Below are 14,693 nucleotides of genomic sequence, written 5' to 3' on the forward strand. Positions count from 1 at the left end.
CCACTCGCGGGTCAGCAGCGCCCTGGTCGGCGCACGCGGTCGGCCTCCCGCCCGTCAGCGACGGGCCGGTCGGCGCCACGGTCTCGTGGGTCGCCGCCGCACCAGCGGCGAGGCCACCGGCTCCGACTGCGGCACCACCGGCGGCGGCCCCGGCACCGGGACCACGACGGTCGTCGTCCACGCGACGGCCCTCCTCGTCGGTGGGGACGTCGGGGTCCTTGGCGTCGGCCTCGCGCACCTTCTCGTCGTAGGCCTGCTGGTCGCGCTGGGCAGCCTCGGCCCGCGTCGCGGCGTGCTGCTGCTTCTGCTCGGCCTCGATGCGCTGCTTCTCCGCCTCGGCCGCCTGACGCTCCGCCTCGGCGGACTGCCGGTCGGCCTCGGCCTGCGCTGCTCGGGCATCTGCGTCGCTGGCCCGGGCGGCGGCCTGGCTCTCGCGGTGGCGCTGCTCGCGCTCCGCAGCCTCCTGGCGCAGCTGCTCGGCCTCGGCACGCTCCCGCTCGAGGCGCTTGGCCTTCGAACCCCGGGTGAGAGCGATGACCAGCCCGATGACGAGGAGCACGAGCAGGATCCCGATGATGATCCAGATCCAGTTGTTGTCCATGGTCTGCCTCCTGACGTGAGGGTCGATCGCCGCGGCGATCGCTTGGTCACCAACCTAGGGGGATCTGGGCGGCCCGCCAGTCGAAAGCGATCGCACATCTGCGATCCACCGCGCCATGTCAGCGTCGTGAGGGCACAAAAAAGGACACCCCGCGTACCTGGAAGAGCTCTCCTACCCTTGCTGCATTCCTGCCCTGGGGGAGTTCGGAGAGGTACCACCACACGGGGTGCCGATCGCCGAGTCTACGTGGCCCGGGCCCCGGACCAAAGTCGGGGGTTTCACCCGTGGCAACGCAGAAGCCCCGGTCGTGACGACCGGGGCTTCGCTCTGGCGGAGGATAGGGGATTCGAACCCCTGAGAGCTTTCACTCAACGCGCTTTCCAAGCGCGCGCACTAGGCCACTATGCGAATCCTCCGCGGGAGAGATTACCTGAGCAGTCGGCTACCTCGAAATCGGGCGGATTTCACCCCTTCGTCACCCGTCAGCGACGATGGGTGCCATGTCGTTGCCCTCTCCCCGCCGCCTCTTCACGACCGTCGCGACCGCCGAGGCGGTGACGTGGACCCTGCTGCTCATCGGCATGTTCCTCAAGTACGTCACCAAGACGACTGAGCTCGGCGTGCGGATCGGGGGCATGCTCCACGGCATCGTCTTCATCGCCTACGTCATCGTCACGATCGTGGTGTGGATCGACCAGCGCTGGGGCGCCAAGCGCGGCGTCATCGCGCTCGCCTGCGCGATCCCGCCCCTGGTGACGCTGTGGGCGGAGCGCTGGCTCCTGCGTGACGGTCAGCTCGGCGATGCGTGGCGACTGCGGACGAAGGGGGCCGCCACCACCCCCGTCGAGGGTGTCGTCTCCGGCGCGCTGCGCCGACCGGGTCTCGCCGCGCTCGCCCTCGTCGTGGCCGTCGCGGTCCTCACCGCGGTCGCGCTGGCGGTCGGCCCGCCGGTCGGCTGACGACCGCGCGTCGTCCTGCAGTTGGGGGTCGCGCCCCCGGCAGATCGTTGATTTCTCGTCAGTCCGGAGACGAACTGCCGCGCGACGCGCCGTGACCGGTCAGCGACGGCGGCGGCTGGTGCCGAAGATCGAGCGGGTGATCTCGCGGCCGATGACCGTGCCGGCCGAGCGCAGCGCGGACTTGAAGGCGGAGCTGCCCACGACCTTCTCGACCATGCCCTGCTCCTTCTTGGGCTGCCGGGGGGCCTTCGGTGCCTTCGACGGGGCCGGCGGGGCCTCCCCCTTCGCCTCGTCCTCCCCGGGCGCCGGGGCGGCCTCGAGCCGCGCCGAGAGCTTTTCGTAGGCGGACTCGCGATCGAGGGCCTCGGAGTACTTCGGGGCGAGGGGCGACGCGGTGGTGGTCTGCTCGAGCAGCTCGGGCGCCGAGGGCGCCATGAGCGACTGGGGCGCGCGCATCATCGTGTGCGCCACCGGGGTCGGTGTGCCCTTGTCGCCGAGGACCGTGACGACGGCCTCGCCGGTGCCGAGCTGGGTGAGCAGCTCCTCGAGGTCGTAGTCGGTGTGCGGATAGGTCTTGACCGCCGCCTTGATCGCCTTGGCGTCCTCGGGGGTGAAGGCCCGCAGCTGGTGCTGCACGCGGTTGCCGAGCTGCGCGAGCACGTCGGCGGGCACGTCCTTGGGGCTCTGCGTCACGAAGAAGACGCCGACCCCCTTCGACCGGATGAGGCGGACGGTCTGCTCGATGGCGTCCTGGAAGGGCTTGCTCGCCTCGTCGAAGAGCAGGTGCGCCTCGTCGAAGAAGAAGACGAGCTTCGGCTTGTCGACGTCACCGACCTCGGGCAGGTCGTGGAAGAGGTCGGCGAGCAGCCACATGAGGAAGGTCGAGAAGAGCTGCGGTCGCTGCTGGACAGCGGGCAGCTCGAGGCAGGTGACGACGCCGCGGCCGTCGCCGGCCACCCGCATCAGGTCAGCGGTGTCGAACTCCGGCTCACCGAAGAAGACGTCGGCGCCCTGGTCCTCGAAGGCGATCAGCTGACGCAGGATCACGCCGGCCGTCGCGCTCGAGAGCCCGCCGAGGGCCTTGAGCTCGGCCTTGCCCTCGTCGGAGAGCAGGTGCTGGATCACCGCACGCAGGTCCTTGAGGTCGAGCAGCGCCAGACCCTGCTTGTCGGCGAAGTGGAAGATCAGCCCCAGGCTCGACTCCTGGGTCGCGTTGAGGCCCAGGACCTTGCTCAGCAGGGTCGGACCGAAGCTCGTGATCGTCGTGCGGATCGGCACCCCCGTGCCCTGGCCACCGAGGGTGAGGAACTCCGTCGGGTAGCCCGCGGCTTGCCAGTCCTGACCGACGGAGGCACTGCGCGCGGTGAGCTTCTCGCCCCCTTCGCCCGGGGTGGCGATGCCCGAGAGGTCACCCTTGATGTCCGCCAGGAAGACGGGGACACCCTGCGCGGACAGCTGCTCGGCCATCACCTGCAGGCTCTTGGTCTTGCCGGTACCCGTCGCGCCGGCGACGAGACCGTGCTTGGTCAGGCTCGCGAGCGGCACCCGCACGGGGGCATCGGGGTGGGGTTGGCCGTCGACGACGGTGGCGCCGAGCTCGACCGCCGGCGACTCGAAGGCATAGCCGGCGCGGATGGTGTCCAGGAGTGAAGAGTCGGTCACAAGCCCGAGCCTAGTGCGACCGCCCGCAGCCCTCGCTCTTATCGTGGCCGGGTGATCTTCCAGTCCGTCGGTGACACCCGCCCCTACCCCGCCCACGGGCGCAAGAGCCCCCGCGACTGGGCCGACGTCCCGCCGCGCGCGGTCCGCCTGGAGCAGCTGACGACGACGAAGAGCGCGCTCAACCTCCACGACCTGCTCGCCGACGACTCGACCTTCTACGGCGACCTCTTCCCGCACGTCGTGCTCTGGCGCGGCCGCCACTACCTCGAGGACGGCCTGCACCGCGCCCTGCGCGCCGCGCTCCAGCAGCGCTCGACCCTGCACGCCCGGGTGCTCGAGATCGCGGGCTGAGGACCTGCGGTGAGCGAGGACGCCTACTACGGGAGCGGCAGCGGGGCGCGGTCGCGTCGCCGCCGAGCGGTCGTCACCGTGCTCCTCGTCCTCCTGCTGCTCTTCTTCGCGCTCTGGTACGCGATGTCCTACATCCGGGCCGACCAAGGCGCGGGCTCGACGAACGCGTCGGTGCCGGCACGGCCGGCGTGCACCAGCTCACCGCAGCAGGTGCAGGTCAACGTCTACAACGCGACCAACCGCGACGGCCTCGCCGCCCGGGTCGCCGCCCAGCTCAAGGACCGCGGCTTCGTCGTCAAGACCGTGGCCAACGACCCGAAGAAGCGCACCGTCACCGGCCGCGGCGAGCTGCGCTACGGCACCGGCAGCTTCGCCGATGCCCAGCTCGTGCTGCGGCACACCGGCAGCTTCCAGCGGATCAAGGACAGTCGTCAGCGGCGCACCGTCGACGTCGTCGTCGGCCCGGAATTCACCCGGCTCGTGGCGGAGGACAAGGTCACCACCTGCTGATCCGCCCGGGCGGATCGGCCAGCGGGTCCCCCTTCGTCCGCGCCCGTCAGGGGCGGGTCGACGTCAGCTCGACCTTGTCATCGCCGACGGAGTCGCAGGTGATGGTCGTGTCGGAGACCTGGAAGCTCTCGCCCTGCGTGCAGCGGTTGTCGGCGCCACCGGCCTGGATGACCGCCTCACCGCCCTGCTTCGCCGAGACGAGGCGGATGCGGTCGTGGTGCTTCAGGTCCTTGCCCGAGGTGTAGGACTTCGGGAAGTCGTAGAAGTCGTTGCCCTGGATCGAGATCTTGCACGTGTTGTCGGTGTCGCACTTCGCGCTCCACGAGTCGCAGCCAGCGAGGGGCAGGACCGCCACGGCGACGGCGAGGGGGGCGAGGGCTCGAAGGTGGTGGCGCATGGGATCCATGCAACCAGACGCTCGCGGACGGCGCCGGTCGGGGGCGCGCCCGCCGGGGGCGGATGCTTGGGGCGGACGCACGAAGGTCCCGCCCGGGCGTACCGGACGGGACCTTCGATCAGCTGGCGGTGGCGGTGGGATTTGAACCCACGGTCGGCGTCAACCGACAAACGCTTTCGAGGCGTTCTCCTTAGGCCGCTCGGACACGCCACCGCGGAGCACAATACAAGGTGAGCGGGCGGGCCCGAAATCGTCGCCGGAGCCGACCATCCGGCACCCCGAGGACGAAGGGAGCCTCAGGCCGGGTCGACATCGGCGCGGCGACCGCCGAAGAAGTCCAGGAGCAGGTGCGCGGCCTCCCCTTCGCGCACCCCGCCGACGACCTCGGCCCGGTGGACGGACCGGCGGTCGCGCACGACGTCCCACACCGACCCGCAGGCGCCCATCTTGGAGTCCCATGCCCCGAGGACCACCCGCGGGACGCGACTGGCGACGACGGCACCGGCGCACATCGGGCACGGCTCGAGGGTGACGACGAGGGTGCACTCCGTCAGGCGCCACTCCCCCTTCGTCTCGGCCGCGGCGCGCAGCGCGACGACCTCCGCATGACCGGTCGGGTCCCCGTCCCGCTCCCGCGTGTTGCGACCCTCGCCGATGATCACGCCGGAGGCGTCGACGACGACGGCACCGACCGGGATGTCGCCGTCGGCCGCCGCCTCGCGGGCCAGCTCGAGGGCACGGTCCATCCACGCCTCCTCGACGAGGCGCTGCGGACGGGTGGGGTCAGGACTCACGGGGACAGTCTCGCGCACGGTAGTTTCGGCACCATGCGCGTCATCGTCGCGGACCACCCGCTCATCGCCCACAAGCTGACCTACCTGCGGCACAAGGGCACCGACAGCCCGACCTTCCGTCGGCTCGCCGACGAGCTGGTCACCCTGCTCGCCTACGAGGCGACGCGTGAGGTGCGCACCGAGCCCTTCGAGATCGAGACGCCGGTGAGCGCGACGACGGGCATCAAGCTGTCGACGCCCAAGCCGCTCGTCGTGCCGATCCTGCGCGCCGGCCTGGGCATGCTCGAGGGCATGGTGCGGCTGCTGCCGACCGCGGAGGTGGGCTTCCTCGGCATGCTGCGCAACGAGGAGACCCTCGAGGCGGTCACCTATGCCAACCGCCTGCCCGACGACCTGTCGGGCCGTCAGTGCTACGTCATCGACCCGATGCTCGCCACGGGCGGCACCCTCGCGATGTCGATCCAGTACCTCGTCGACCGCGGCGCCGACGACATCACGGCCGTCACGCTGCTCGCCGCCCCCGAGGGCATCGCGGCGGTCGAGCGCGAGCTGGCCGACCTCGACGTGCCGGTGACCCTCGTGACCGGGGCGATCGACGAGCGGCTCAACGAGCAGGGCTACATCGTCCCTGGCCTCGGCGACGCCGGTGACCGGCTCTACGGCGTGGTCTGACCCGTCACACCCGTCACATCTGCAACACTGGGCGGGTTCCACGCCCGACCCGGGCCACCCGCTGCCCGCAGACGACGCAGGAGTACGACCATGAACACGCCGCCGATCAAGAAGATCGTCCTCTGGCTGCTCACGATCTTCCTGCTCTACGCGATCCTCACCTCGCCCAACGAGGCAGCCAACATCGTCGGCTCCGCTTGGGACGTCGTCGCCAACGGCGTGCGCAACATCGGCCGCTTCTTCGACTCGCTGATCGCCAGGTAACCATGGCACCGGAGGTCACCCGCGTGGCCCACCGGGGGCTGCGCAAGTACCTCCTCCCCGGCGAGACCCCGGTCGCGGAGATCCGCCACCACCGGATCGTGCTCGCCAAGCCCTTCGGCATCGCGCTCGCCGTCCTCGCGCTCGTCGTCTGGCTCGACGTGTCGGTGAGCGACGCCAATGCCGGCATCCTCGGCTACGCGTGGTGGATCTGGTTCGCCGTCGTCGGCTGGGCCGCCTGGAAGTGGATCGAGTGGCGCCACACCCGGGTCGTGGCGACGACGAAGCGGATCGTCCTCTTCGAGGGGTGGATCAACCACAAGGTCTCGATGATGCCCCTGAAGAAGGTCACCGACATGGCCTACGAGCGCTCCGTCCTCGGGCGCATCCTCGGCTACGGCACCTTCGTCCTCGAGAGCGCCGGCCAGGACCAGGCCCTCTCGAGCATCGAGTTCGTCCCCGACCCCGACGACAACTACCGGGCGATCTGCTCCGTGGTCTTCGGCATGGGCCCCCTCGACGACGAGGACGAAGGGGGGTCCGCCGACGACGAGCAGGCCTGGGAGACCTCGCAGGACTTCGCCACCCGCCTCGGCGTCGTCGACGGCGTCTACGTCGGTGGCCCGCCGACCGACGGCTACGAGGACCCACCGGTCTCCCACGGAGCGTCGATCTACCGCAGCCGCGACCTCGTCCGGCGCGACCACGACGCCGACACCGGCGAGCTGCCGCCGTACGACCCCGACGCCTACTGACCCTCCCCCTTCGCCCCCGTAACTCTGCAAAACCCTAGGGTCCTGCAGAGTTACGGGCCTCCGAACTGTGCAAAACCCTAGGGTTCTGCACAGTTCGGAGCCGGGTTCAGCGGCGCCCGGGATCAGGCGGGGTCGGTGCCGCGCAGGCGGCGCAGGGCGGTGACGGCCTCCCAGCCGCAGATGACGGCGATGCCGACGGCCACGGCCGGCAGCGAGATGCTCCAGTCGTCGCTCCACCCGAAGGTCGCGTTGAACTCCGCGGGCAGGTCGGTCAGCAGCCGGTCGGTGAGCAGCAGCCACACGAGCACCACCCCCGAGACGACCGCGCTCACCAGGCTCACGACCGCGAGCGGCGTGGACCAGCCGCCGCGCGCCCACGCCGCCACGGTGACGAGCACGTCGACGGCGAGGAAGCCGATGATGACCGCCTGCCAGCCCAGACCCAGCGCCGGGTCGAGGACCTGCACCGCGTGCTCGCCGACTCCTCCCCACTGCCACAGGCACAGACCCATGACGACGAGGGTCGAGACGACCTCGAAGAGCATCTCCGCCATGCTGGCCCGACGCGCGTGGTCGGCCGGGTCGGCGAGCTCGTCCGGGCTCCACGTGCCGACGAGGCCCTGCTGCTCGCCCGGGCTGCCGTAGCGCTCGGCGACCGCGAAGACGAGCGTGGTCCAGAAGACCACGTGCACCGCCACCTGGAAGGCGAGCGCGACCCCCTCCCCCACGATCGCGCCGAAGCTCGCATCGCTGCCCACGGCGTGCGCGACGACCGAGCCGACGAGCGACAGCGGCACGAGGATGGCCAGGAGCACCTTGACCAGGCGCACCCACGCGGGGAAGAAGGCCGGACCGACGAGGTGGTTGGGCCGCCCGCCGTACTCACGGGCGAGGACGTCCGGGTCGCCGAGCCCGACGATGGTCTCGCGTTCGGCGGCGACCGGCTCCTCACCGGCGGCGACCCTCCCTTCGACCGTCTCCTCGATCGTGCCGCGCAGCTCGCGGGCGATGTCCGGCCCGGTCTCCGGCGGGAGCTGGCGGGTCACGGTCCACACATATCGGTCGGTCAGGCTCGTGCCACTCATGACTGGTCTCCGTCCAGTGCGGCGATCGCCGAGTCGAGAGATCGCCATTCGGTCATCAGGTGGGCGCGCAGGTCGGCGCCGGCCGGGCTCGTGCGGTAGAACTTCCGCGGCCTGGCCTCGTCGGTGTTCCACTCGCTCGTCAGCAGGCCCTGCTTCTCGAGGCGCCGCAGGAGCGGGTAGAGCGTGTTGCCGTCCACCGCGAAGCCCGCGGCGTCGAGCGTCTCGAGCAGCGCATAGCCGTAGCGCGGTTCCTCGAGGGTGGCGAGGGCGGCGAGCACGACGGTCCCCCGCCTCAGCTCCTGCAGGTGCCCTGCGAGCAGTTCTTCGTCCATGCGTCACACCATAGTGTGTGTCGCACACTATTGTCCATGGGCCACTATCCATCTCTGCAAAACCCTAGGGTCTTGCAGAGTCGGGAGCTGGGCGGGAGCGGGCAGGCATGACGAAGGGCGGCGCCCACCCCATCGGGTGAGCGCCGCCCTTCGCTGCGGTCGGCCGGTGCCTCAGAGGGCCTTGAGGATCTCGCCGACCTTGTCCTTGGCGTCGCCGAAAAGCATCTGCGTGTTGTCCCGGAAGAAGAGCGGGTTCTGCACGCCGGCGTAGCCGGTGGCCATGGAGCGCTTGAAGACGATGACGTCCTTGGCGTTCCACACCTCGAGGACCGGCATGCCCGCGATGGGGCTGCTGGGGTCCTCGGCGGCGGCGGGGTTGACCGTGTCGTTGGCACCGATGACCAGGACGACATCCGTCTCCGGGAAATCGTCGTTGATCTCGTCCATCTCGAGCACGACGTCGTAGGGCACCTTGGCCTCGGCCAGCAGGACGTTCATGTGACCGGGGAGGCGACCGGCGACGGGGTGGATGCCGAAGCGGACGTCGACCCCCTTCGCCCGCAGCTGCGCGGTGAGGTCCGCGACGGGGTACTGCGCCTGCGCCACGGCCATGCCGTAGCCCGGGGCGATGACGACCGAGGAGGCTTCGGAGAGCAGCTCGGCGACCTGCTCCGCCTGGATCTCGCGGTGCTCGCCGTAGTCCTTGTCCTCGCCCGTCACCTGGCCGTCGGAGCCGAAACCACCGGCGATGACGGAGACGAAGGAGCGGTTCATCGCCTTGCACATGATGTAGGACAGGAAGGCACCCGAGGAGCCGACGAGCGCACCGGTGACGATGAGCAGGTCGTGGAGAGCATGAAGCCCGCCGCGGCCGCGGCCCAGCCCGAGTAGCTGTTGAGCATCGACACGACGACCGGCATGTCGCCGCCGCCGATGGAGGCCACGAGGTGCCAGCCGAAGAGCAGCGCGATGACCGTCATGATCGCCAGCGGCAGGATCGACGGGGAGATGACGAACCAGACGCACAGCCCGACCGAGACGAGCACGGCCAGCAGGTTGAGCCAGTGGCGCGCGGGCAGCACGAGCGGCGAGGACTTCATCTTCGCGCTGAGCTTGAGGTAGGCGACGATCGAGCCGGTGAAGGTCACGGCACCGATGAAGACACCGATGAAGACCTCGCCGTTGTGGATGCCGACCATGTCGATCGCCTCGAGCCGCTTGTGCTCGGCGACCGCCTCCGGGCTGTCACCGTGCGAGGCGAGGAAGGTGTTGTAGCCGACGAGCACGGCGGCCAGACCGACGAAGGAGTGCATCATCGCGATGAGCTCCGGCATGCCGGTCATCTCGACCCGTCGGGCGATGCGGATGCCGATGAGGCCACCTAGGGCCATGGTGACGACGAGGACGCCCAGGCCCCACTTGCCGGCGTCGGTGGCCTCGCCGTCGCCGTAGACCCCGTCGATGACGAGGGCGACCGTGGCGAGCAGGGCGATGGCCATGCCGGCCATGCCGAACCAGTTGCCGTGCTTGGCCGACTCGTGCTTGCTCAGGCCGGCGAGGGAAAGGATGAAGAGGAGCGCCGCGACGATGTAGGCGGCGGTGACGACGGTGGACAGCACGACTCAGCCCTTCCGGAACATGTTGAGCATCCGGTTCGTCACGGTGAAGCCACCGAAGACGTTGATGCTGGCGAAGAAGATGGCAGCGGCGGCGATGACCTGGATCGCGATGTCGGGCGAGGTCACCTGCAGCAGGGCGCCGACGACGATGATCCCGGAGATCGCATTGGTCACCGACATCAGCGGCGTGTGCAGCGCGTGGTGCACGTTGCCGATGACGTAGAAGCCGATGACCACGGCCAGCGCGAAGACGATGAAGTGCGACAGGAAGGCCGCGGGCATGAAGGCGGCTGCGATGAGGAAGAGCAGCGCGGCACCGCCGATGTACCAGAACTTGCGGTTCGGGTCGTGCGGCTTCTCCGGCTTCTTGTCGGACTCAGCCTCGGCGACCTTTGATGCGGCCGGCGCGGACTGCGCGGCCGAGACCTGCACGGGCGGCGGCGGCCACAGGGTCTCCTCACCCTGGGTGACCGTCATGCCGCGCACGACCGTGTCCTCCATGTCGAGGACCGGCTGGCCGTCCTTGTCCGGGGTGACCAGCTTGAGCAGGTTGACGATGTTGGTGCCGTAGAGCTGGCTGGCCTGCGTGGGCAGGCGGCCGGCGAGGTCGGTGTAGCCGATGATCCGCACACCGTTGTCGGTGACGATGCGCTCGTCGGCGACCGATCCGGCGACATTGCCACCGGAGCCGGCGGCCATGTCGACGATGACCGAGCCGGGCTTCATCGAAGCGACCATCTCCTCCGTGATCAGCCGCGGCGCGGGGCGTCCCGGGATGAGGGCCGTCGTGATGATGATGTCGACGTCCTTGGCCTGCTCGGCGTAGAGCTCGGCGGCCTTGCGGTTGAAGTCCTCACCGGTCTCCTTGGCATAGCCGTCGGACGAGATCTCCTGCTCGACGTCGATCTGCAGGAACTCCGCACCCATCGACTCGACCTGCTCGGCCACCTCGGGCCGCACGTCGAAGGCCCGCACGATCGCACCGAGCGAACCGGCCGCACCGATCGCGGCCAGACCGGCCACGCCGGCGCCGCAGACGAGCACCTTGGCCGGCGGCACCTTGCCCGCGGCCGTCACCTGACCGGTGAAGAGACCGCCGAACTCGTGCGCCGACTCCACGACGGCGCGGTAGCCGGCGATGTTGGCCATCGACGACAGGACATCGAGGGACTGGGCCCGCGAGATACGCGGCACCGCGTCCATCGCCAGGGCGGTCACGCCCTGCGCGCGCAGCGCCTCGACCTTGTCGGGGTTGAGCGCCGGAGCCAGCAGCGAGGCGAGGATCGCCCCGGAGCGCAGCCGCGGAACCTCCTCGTCGGTGGGGGCGTTGACCTTGGCGACGATGTCGCTGGCCCACACCTGCTCCGCACTCTCGAGGCTCGCTCCGGCGTCGACGTAGGCCTGGTCCGGGTAGGCGGACGCCTCACCGGCCCCGGCCTCGACGACGACGTCGTATCCGAGCTTGATCAGCTGCTCCACGGTCTTCGGGGTCGCCGCGACGCGGGTTTCGCCGCGCTTCGACTCCTTGGGCACGCCAAGTCGCATCGTCACTCCTGTGATGAGGGGTGGTGGTGGATGTGGTTGGTCCGCAACCTAGGGCACACGACGCGCGGGCCGCTCGCTTTGTGACGGGGACGATGGTCACACCTCCACACCGTGAGACGGCAGGTCGCGACGCGGGACGAAGGGGGTACCCCCCCTTCGCCTCTTGCCGACGGGGAGGTCGCGGCGGCAGGATCTGCGGATGAGGATCGGCGTGCCCAAGGAGATCAAGAACCGCGAGTACCGGGTGGCGCTCACGCCGGTCGGCGTCCACGAGCTCGTCGAGCGCGGTCACGAGGTCGTCGTCGAGCGCGACGCCGGGGCCGGCTCGCAGATCACCGATGACGACATGCGGGCCGCCGGCGCAACCGTGCTCGACTCGGCGGACGACGTGTGGGGCGCGGCGGAGATGGTGCTCAAGGTCAAGGAACCGATCGCCGAGGAGTACCCGCGGATGCGGCCCGGGCAGGTCCTCTTCACCTATCTGCACCTGGCGGCCAACGCGGAGCTGACCGAGGAGCTGCTGCAGCGCGAGGTCACGGCGATCGCCTACGAGACGGTCCAGCTGCCGTCCGGCGCGCTCCCCCTGCTCTACCCGATGTCCGAGGTCGCCGGCTGCCTGGCGCCGCAGGTCGGGGCGCACGCCCTGATGAAGGCGCAGGGTGGCCGCGGCGTCCTCATGGGTGGCGTCGGCGGCGTGGCCAACGCCAAGGTCGTCATCATCGGCGCCGGCGTCTCGGGGCAGAACGCCGCGAACATCGCCCTCGGCATGGGAGCCGACGTCACCCTGCTCGACACCGATCTCGACAAGCTGCGGATGTCCTTCTGGCGCTACGCCAACCGCGTGCACGGGCTGGCGTCGTCGCGGCTGACGGTCGAGCGACAGGTCATGGAGGCCGACCTCGTCATCGGCGCGGTGCTCGTGCCGGGCGCTGCGGCCCCCCGTCTCGTGAGCAACGACCTCGTCTCACGGATGAAGCCCGGCTCGGTGCTCGTCGACATCGCGATCGACCAGGGCGGGTGCTTCGAGGACAGCCGGCCGACGACGCACGACGACCCGACCTTCCAGGTCCACGACTCGACCTTCTACTGCGTCGCCAACATGCCCGGCGCCGTGCCCAACACCTCGACCTATGCCCTGACCAACGCGACCCTGCCCTACGTCACGGCGCTCGCCGACCGGGGCTGGCGGCAGGCCCTGCTCGCGGACCACAGCCTCGCGCTCGGCCTCAGCACGCACGCGGGGCAGCTGACCAACGCGCCCGTCGGCGAGGCCACCGGGATCGCGAGCATCCCTGTCGCACAGGCGCTCGACGCATAGCCCCCGGGCGAAGGGGGGTGGCTGAGAGCGACCACCGGCAGGTGGTCGCTCGTCGATCAGCTGTCGGTCGGCGCGGGATCGCCGTCGGCGGCGTCCTCGGCGTCGTCCTCCTCGAGGCCGGCGTCGTGGAGGGCGGCCTCGCGGGCCTCCTCCTCGTCCTCCCACACCGTGTGCGATGGCTCGGTCATGTGCTCGAGCGTAGTGGCCGAGCCCTGCGGCGAGACGGCGCGCACGCTCGCGCACCAGCCTGAGAGACTGCGACCCATGCGCCAGATCCGCCAGAGCCGCAAGCTGAAGGACGTCCGCTACGACGTGCGGGGCCCGATCCTCGTCGAGGCCCAGCGCCTCGAGGCCGAGGGCCACAAGATCCTCAAGCTCAACATCGGCAACACCGCCCCCTTCGGCTTCGAGGCCCCGGAGGCGATCGTCGCCGACATGACGCGGCACCTGCCGGACGCCCAGGGCTATGTCGACAGCAAGGGCATCTACTCGGCGCGCACCGCCGTCGCGCAGTACTACCAGTCCCGCGGGCTCAAGGACACGACCGTCGAGGACGTCTACATCGGCAACGGCGTCTCCGAGCTGATCTCGATGGTGCTGCAGGCCTTCGTCGACGACGGCAACGAGATCCTCGTGCCCGCCCCCGACTACCCGCTGTGGACCGGCGCGGTCTCGCTCGCCGGCGGCACCCCCGTCCACTACCGGTGCGACGAGGACAACGGCTGGAACCCCGACCTGGCGGACATCGAGTCGAAGATCACCGAGCACACCCAGGCGCTCGTCATCATCAACCCCAACAACCCGACCGGCGCGGTCTACTCGCCCGAGATCGTCCGCGGCCTCATCGACATCGCGCGGCGCCACGACCTCGTCGTCATGGCCGACGAGATCTACGAGAAGATCGTCTTCGACGACGCGGTCCACCACCACGCCGCAGAGTACGCGGGCGACGACGTGCTCTGCCTGACCTTCTCCGGCCTGTCCAAGGCCTACCGCGTCTGCGGCTACCGCGCCGGCTGGGTGATGATCTCCGGCCCCAAGCACGAGGCGGCCGACTTCCTCGAGGGCCTGACGCTCCTGTCCAACATGCGCATGTGCGCCAACGTCCCCGCGCAGCACGCGATCCAGACCGCGCTCGGCGGCTACCAGTCGATCAACGAGCTCATCGTGCCCGGCGGTCGCTACCACGACCAGATCAAGCTCGCCTCACGCCTGCTCAACGAGATCCCCGGGGTCAGCTGCGTCGAGCCGCGCGGCGCGCTCTACTGCTTCCCCCGCCTCGACCCCGAGGTCTACCCGATCGAGGACGACGAAGCCTTCGTCATCGACCTGCTGCGCGCCAAGAAGATCCTCGTCACCCACGGCACCGGCTTCAACTGGCCCGACACCGACCACTTCCGGCTCGTGACGCTGCCCGACGAGGACGTGCTCACCGAGGCGATCGGCCGGATCGCGGAGTACCTCGAGTCGATCCGCGCATGAGCCAGGGCGTCGCCCCGGGGCACGACGCAGGAGCCTCGAAGGGGGCCACCCTCGCCGCCGTCGCCGCCGGCGGGGTCGTCGGGTCGCTCGGCCGGTGGGGCGTCGGTCTGGCGTCCGGCGGGTCGCACTGGGCGACGCTCCTGGTCAACGTCACCGGCGCCTTCGCGATGGGGCTGCTCGTCGCGTGGCTCGCGGCGGGGCCACAGCACCCGCTGGCGCGCCCCTTCCTCACCGTCGGGCTGCTCGGCGGGTGGACCACCTACTCGAGCTTCGCCCCTGGACGCGCACGCGCTCGGCGGCGACGGCCTCGGCGGGCCCCTCGGCTACGTCGCCGCAACGCTCGTGCTCGG

General features: G+C 70.2%; 17 protein-coding genes, 2 tRNA genes, 1 other RNA gene and 1 pseudogene. 9 read left to right on the top strand and 12 right to left on the bottom strand.

The annotated features are described in order from the left end of the window. From AC2W7J_RS08160 to AC2W7J_RS08170, 3 genes are all read right to left on the bottom strand, one after another. Positions 1-601 (bottom strand): hypothetical protein (locus AC2W7J_RS08160; RefSeq protein ID WP_485982041.1); only part of this gene is annotated, 601 nt, incomplete at its 3' end. A 137-nt stretch (positions 602-738) separates the two neighbouring features. Beyond that, positions 739-835: signal recognition particle sRNA small type (gene ffs, locus AC2W7J_RS08165), an RNA gene on the bottom strand. Between the two features lie 94 nt (positions 836-929). Then, a tRNA-Ser gene (locus AC2W7J_RS08170) sits at positions 930-1,017 on the bottom strand. Between the two features lie 84 nt (positions 1,018-1,101). On the opposite strand from AC2W7J_RS08170, the gene AC2W7J_RS08175 reads away from it, so the two are divergent. Next, the gene (locus AC2W7J_RS08175) at positions 1,102-1,560 is read left to right on the top strand and encodes a DUF3817 domain-containing protein (protein WP_255184412.1); all 459 of its coding nucleotides are present in this window, start codon (positions 1,102-1,104) and stop codon (positions 1,558-1,560) included. A 99-nt stretch (positions 1,561-1,659) separates the two neighbouring features. Here the strand turns inward: AC2W7J_RS08175 and AC2W7J_RS08180 are convergent, their stop codons facing one another. After that, positions 1,660-3,222: a helicase HerA-like domain-containing protein gene (locus AC2W7J_RS08180; RefSeq protein WP_485982042.1), complete on the bottom strand. Its 1,563-nt coding sequence runs from the start codon at positions 3,220-3,222 to the stop codon at positions 1,660-1,662. A gap of 51 nt (positions 3,223-3,273) precedes the next feature. Between AC2W7J_RS08180 and AC2W7J_RS08185 the strand changes: the two genes are divergently transcribed. Together AC2W7J_RS08185 and AC2W7J_RS08190 are read left to right on the top strand one after the other, a co-directional pair. Continuing rightward, positions 3,274-3,573, top strand: coding sequence for a type II toxin-antitoxin system VapB family antitoxin (locus tag AC2W7J_RS08185; RefSeq protein WP_421009144.1), 300 nt, complete (start codon positions 3,274-3,276; stop codon positions 3,571-3,573). A gap of 9 nt (positions 3,574-3,582) precedes the next feature. Further along, entirely contained in the window at positions 3,583-4,083 is a 501-nt protein-coding gene (locus AC2W7J_RS08190; protein ID WP_485982043.1) for a LytR C-terminal domain-containing protein, read from the top strand. A gap of 46 nt (positions 4,084-4,129) precedes the next feature. Here the strand turns inward: AC2W7J_RS08190 and AC2W7J_RS08195 are convergent, their stop codons facing one another. The 3 genes from AC2W7J_RS08195 to AC2W7J_RS08205 form a co-directional block, all read right to left on the bottom strand. Continuing rightward, positions 4,130-4,480 carry a hypothetical protein gene (locus AC2W7J_RS08195; protein ID WP_485982044.1) on the bottom strand — a complete coding sequence of 117 codons (351 nt, stop codon included), beginning with the start codon at positions 4,478-4,480 and terminating at the stop codon, positions 4,130-4,132. 123 nt (positions 4,481-4,603) lie between these two features. After that, a tRNA-Ser gene (locus AC2W7J_RS08200) sits at positions 4,604-4,693 on the bottom strand. An 83-nt stretch (positions 4,694-4,776) separates the two neighbouring features. Then, positions 4,777-5,226: a nucleoside deaminase gene (locus AC2W7J_RS08205; RefSeq protein ID WP_485982049.1), complete on the bottom strand. Its 450-nt coding sequence runs from the start codon at positions 5,224-5,226 to the stop codon at positions 4,777-4,779. A gap of 81 nt (positions 5,227-5,307) precedes the next feature. Here AC2W7J_RS08205 and upp point away from each other — a divergent pair, with 81 nt between their 5' ends. The 3 genes from upp to AC2W7J_RS08220 all read left to right on the top strand — a co-directional run bounded on the left by upp (position 5,308) and on the right by AC2W7J_RS08220 (position 6,962). After that, the gene (upp, locus tag AC2W7J_RS08210) at positions 5,308-5,946 is read left to right on the top strand and encodes a uracil phosphoribosyltransferase (RefSeq protein WP_255184417.1); all 639 of its coding nucleotides are present in this window, start codon (positions 5,308-5,310) and stop codon (positions 5,944-5,946) included. 90 nt (positions 5,947-6,036) lie between these two features. Beyond that, positions 6,037-6,210 (top strand): hypothetical protein, encoded by a 174-nt coding sequence (locus AC2W7J_RS08215; protein ID WP_255184418.1) that lies wholly within the window; start codon positions 6,037-6,039, stop codon positions 6,208-6,210. Between the two features lie 2 nt (positions 6,211-6,212). Continuing rightward, entirely contained in the window at positions 6,213-6,962 is a 750-nt protein-coding gene (locus AC2W7J_RS08220; protein ID WP_427801497.1) for a PH domain-containing protein, read from the top strand. Positions 6,963-7,084: 122 nt separating this feature from the next. Here the strand turns inward: AC2W7J_RS08220 and AC2W7J_RS08225 are convergent, their stop codons facing one another. From AC2W7J_RS08225 to AC2W7J_RS08240, 4 genes and pseudogenes are all read right to left on the bottom strand, one after another. After that, positions 7,085-8,047 (bottom strand): permease prefix domain 1-containing protein, encoded by a 963-nt coding sequence (locus tag AC2W7J_RS08225; protein WP_485982045.1) that lies wholly within the window; start codon positions 8,045-8,047, stop codon positions 7,085-7,087. Next, positions 8,044-8,379 carry a PadR family transcriptional regulator gene (locus AC2W7J_RS08230; RefSeq protein WP_255184421.1) on the bottom strand — a complete coding sequence of 112 codons (336 nt, stop codon included), beginning with the start codon at positions 8,377-8,379 and terminating at the stop codon, positions 8,044-8,046. Before AC2W7J_RS08230 ends, AC2W7J_RS08225 begins: the two co-directional genes overlap by 4 nt. A gap of 171 nt (positions 8,380-8,550) precedes the next feature. Then, positions 8,551-9,998 (bottom strand): annotated as a pseudogene (gene pntB / locus AC2W7J_RS08235) (Re/Si-specific NAD(P)(+) transhydrogenase subunit beta). A gap of 3 nt (positions 9,999-10,001) precedes the next feature. Then, complete coding sequence (locus tag AC2W7J_RS08240) at positions 10,002-11,543, bottom strand: Re/Si-specific NAD(P)(+) transhydrogenase subunit alpha (RefSeq protein ID WP_485982050.1); 1,542 nt, start codon at positions 11,541-11,543, stop codon at positions 10,002-10,004. 199 nt (positions 11,544-11,742) lie between these two features. Between AC2W7J_RS08240 and ald the strand changes: the two genes are divergently transcribed. Further along, on the top strand, positions 11,743-12,861 hold the full coding sequence (gene ald, locus AC2W7J_RS08245) for an alanine dehydrogenase (protein WP_485982046.1): 1,119 nt from the start codon (positions 11,743-11,745) through the stop codon (positions 12,859-12,861). 56 nt (positions 12,862-12,917) lie between these two features. Here the strand turns inward: ald and AC2W7J_RS08250 are convergent, their stop codons facing one another. Further along, positions 12,918-13,049, bottom strand: coding sequence for a hypothetical protein (locus AC2W7J_RS08250; protein WP_421009151.1), 132 nt, complete (start codon positions 13,047-13,049; stop codon positions 12,918-12,920). A 76-nt stretch (positions 13,050-13,125) separates the two neighbouring features. Here AC2W7J_RS08250 and AC2W7J_RS08255 point away from each other — a divergent pair, with 76 nt between their 5' ends. Together AC2W7J_RS08255 and AC2W7J_RS08260 are read left to right on the top strand one after the other, a co-directional pair. Continuing rightward, complete coding sequence (locus tag AC2W7J_RS08255) at positions 13,126-14,343, top strand: pyridoxal phosphate-dependent aminotransferase (RefSeq protein WP_485982047.1); 1,218 nt, start codon at positions 13,126-13,128, stop codon at positions 14,341-14,343. Next, positions 14,340-14,693: FluC/FEX family fluoride channel (locus AC2W7J_RS08260; RefSeq protein WP_485982048.1), on the top strand; the 354-nt coding region annotated here is incomplete at its 3' end. The genes AC2W7J_RS08255 and AC2W7J_RS08260, both read left to right, overlap by 4 nt.

Source organism: Janibacter sp. CFPM2_SD2, assembly GCF_057364645.1.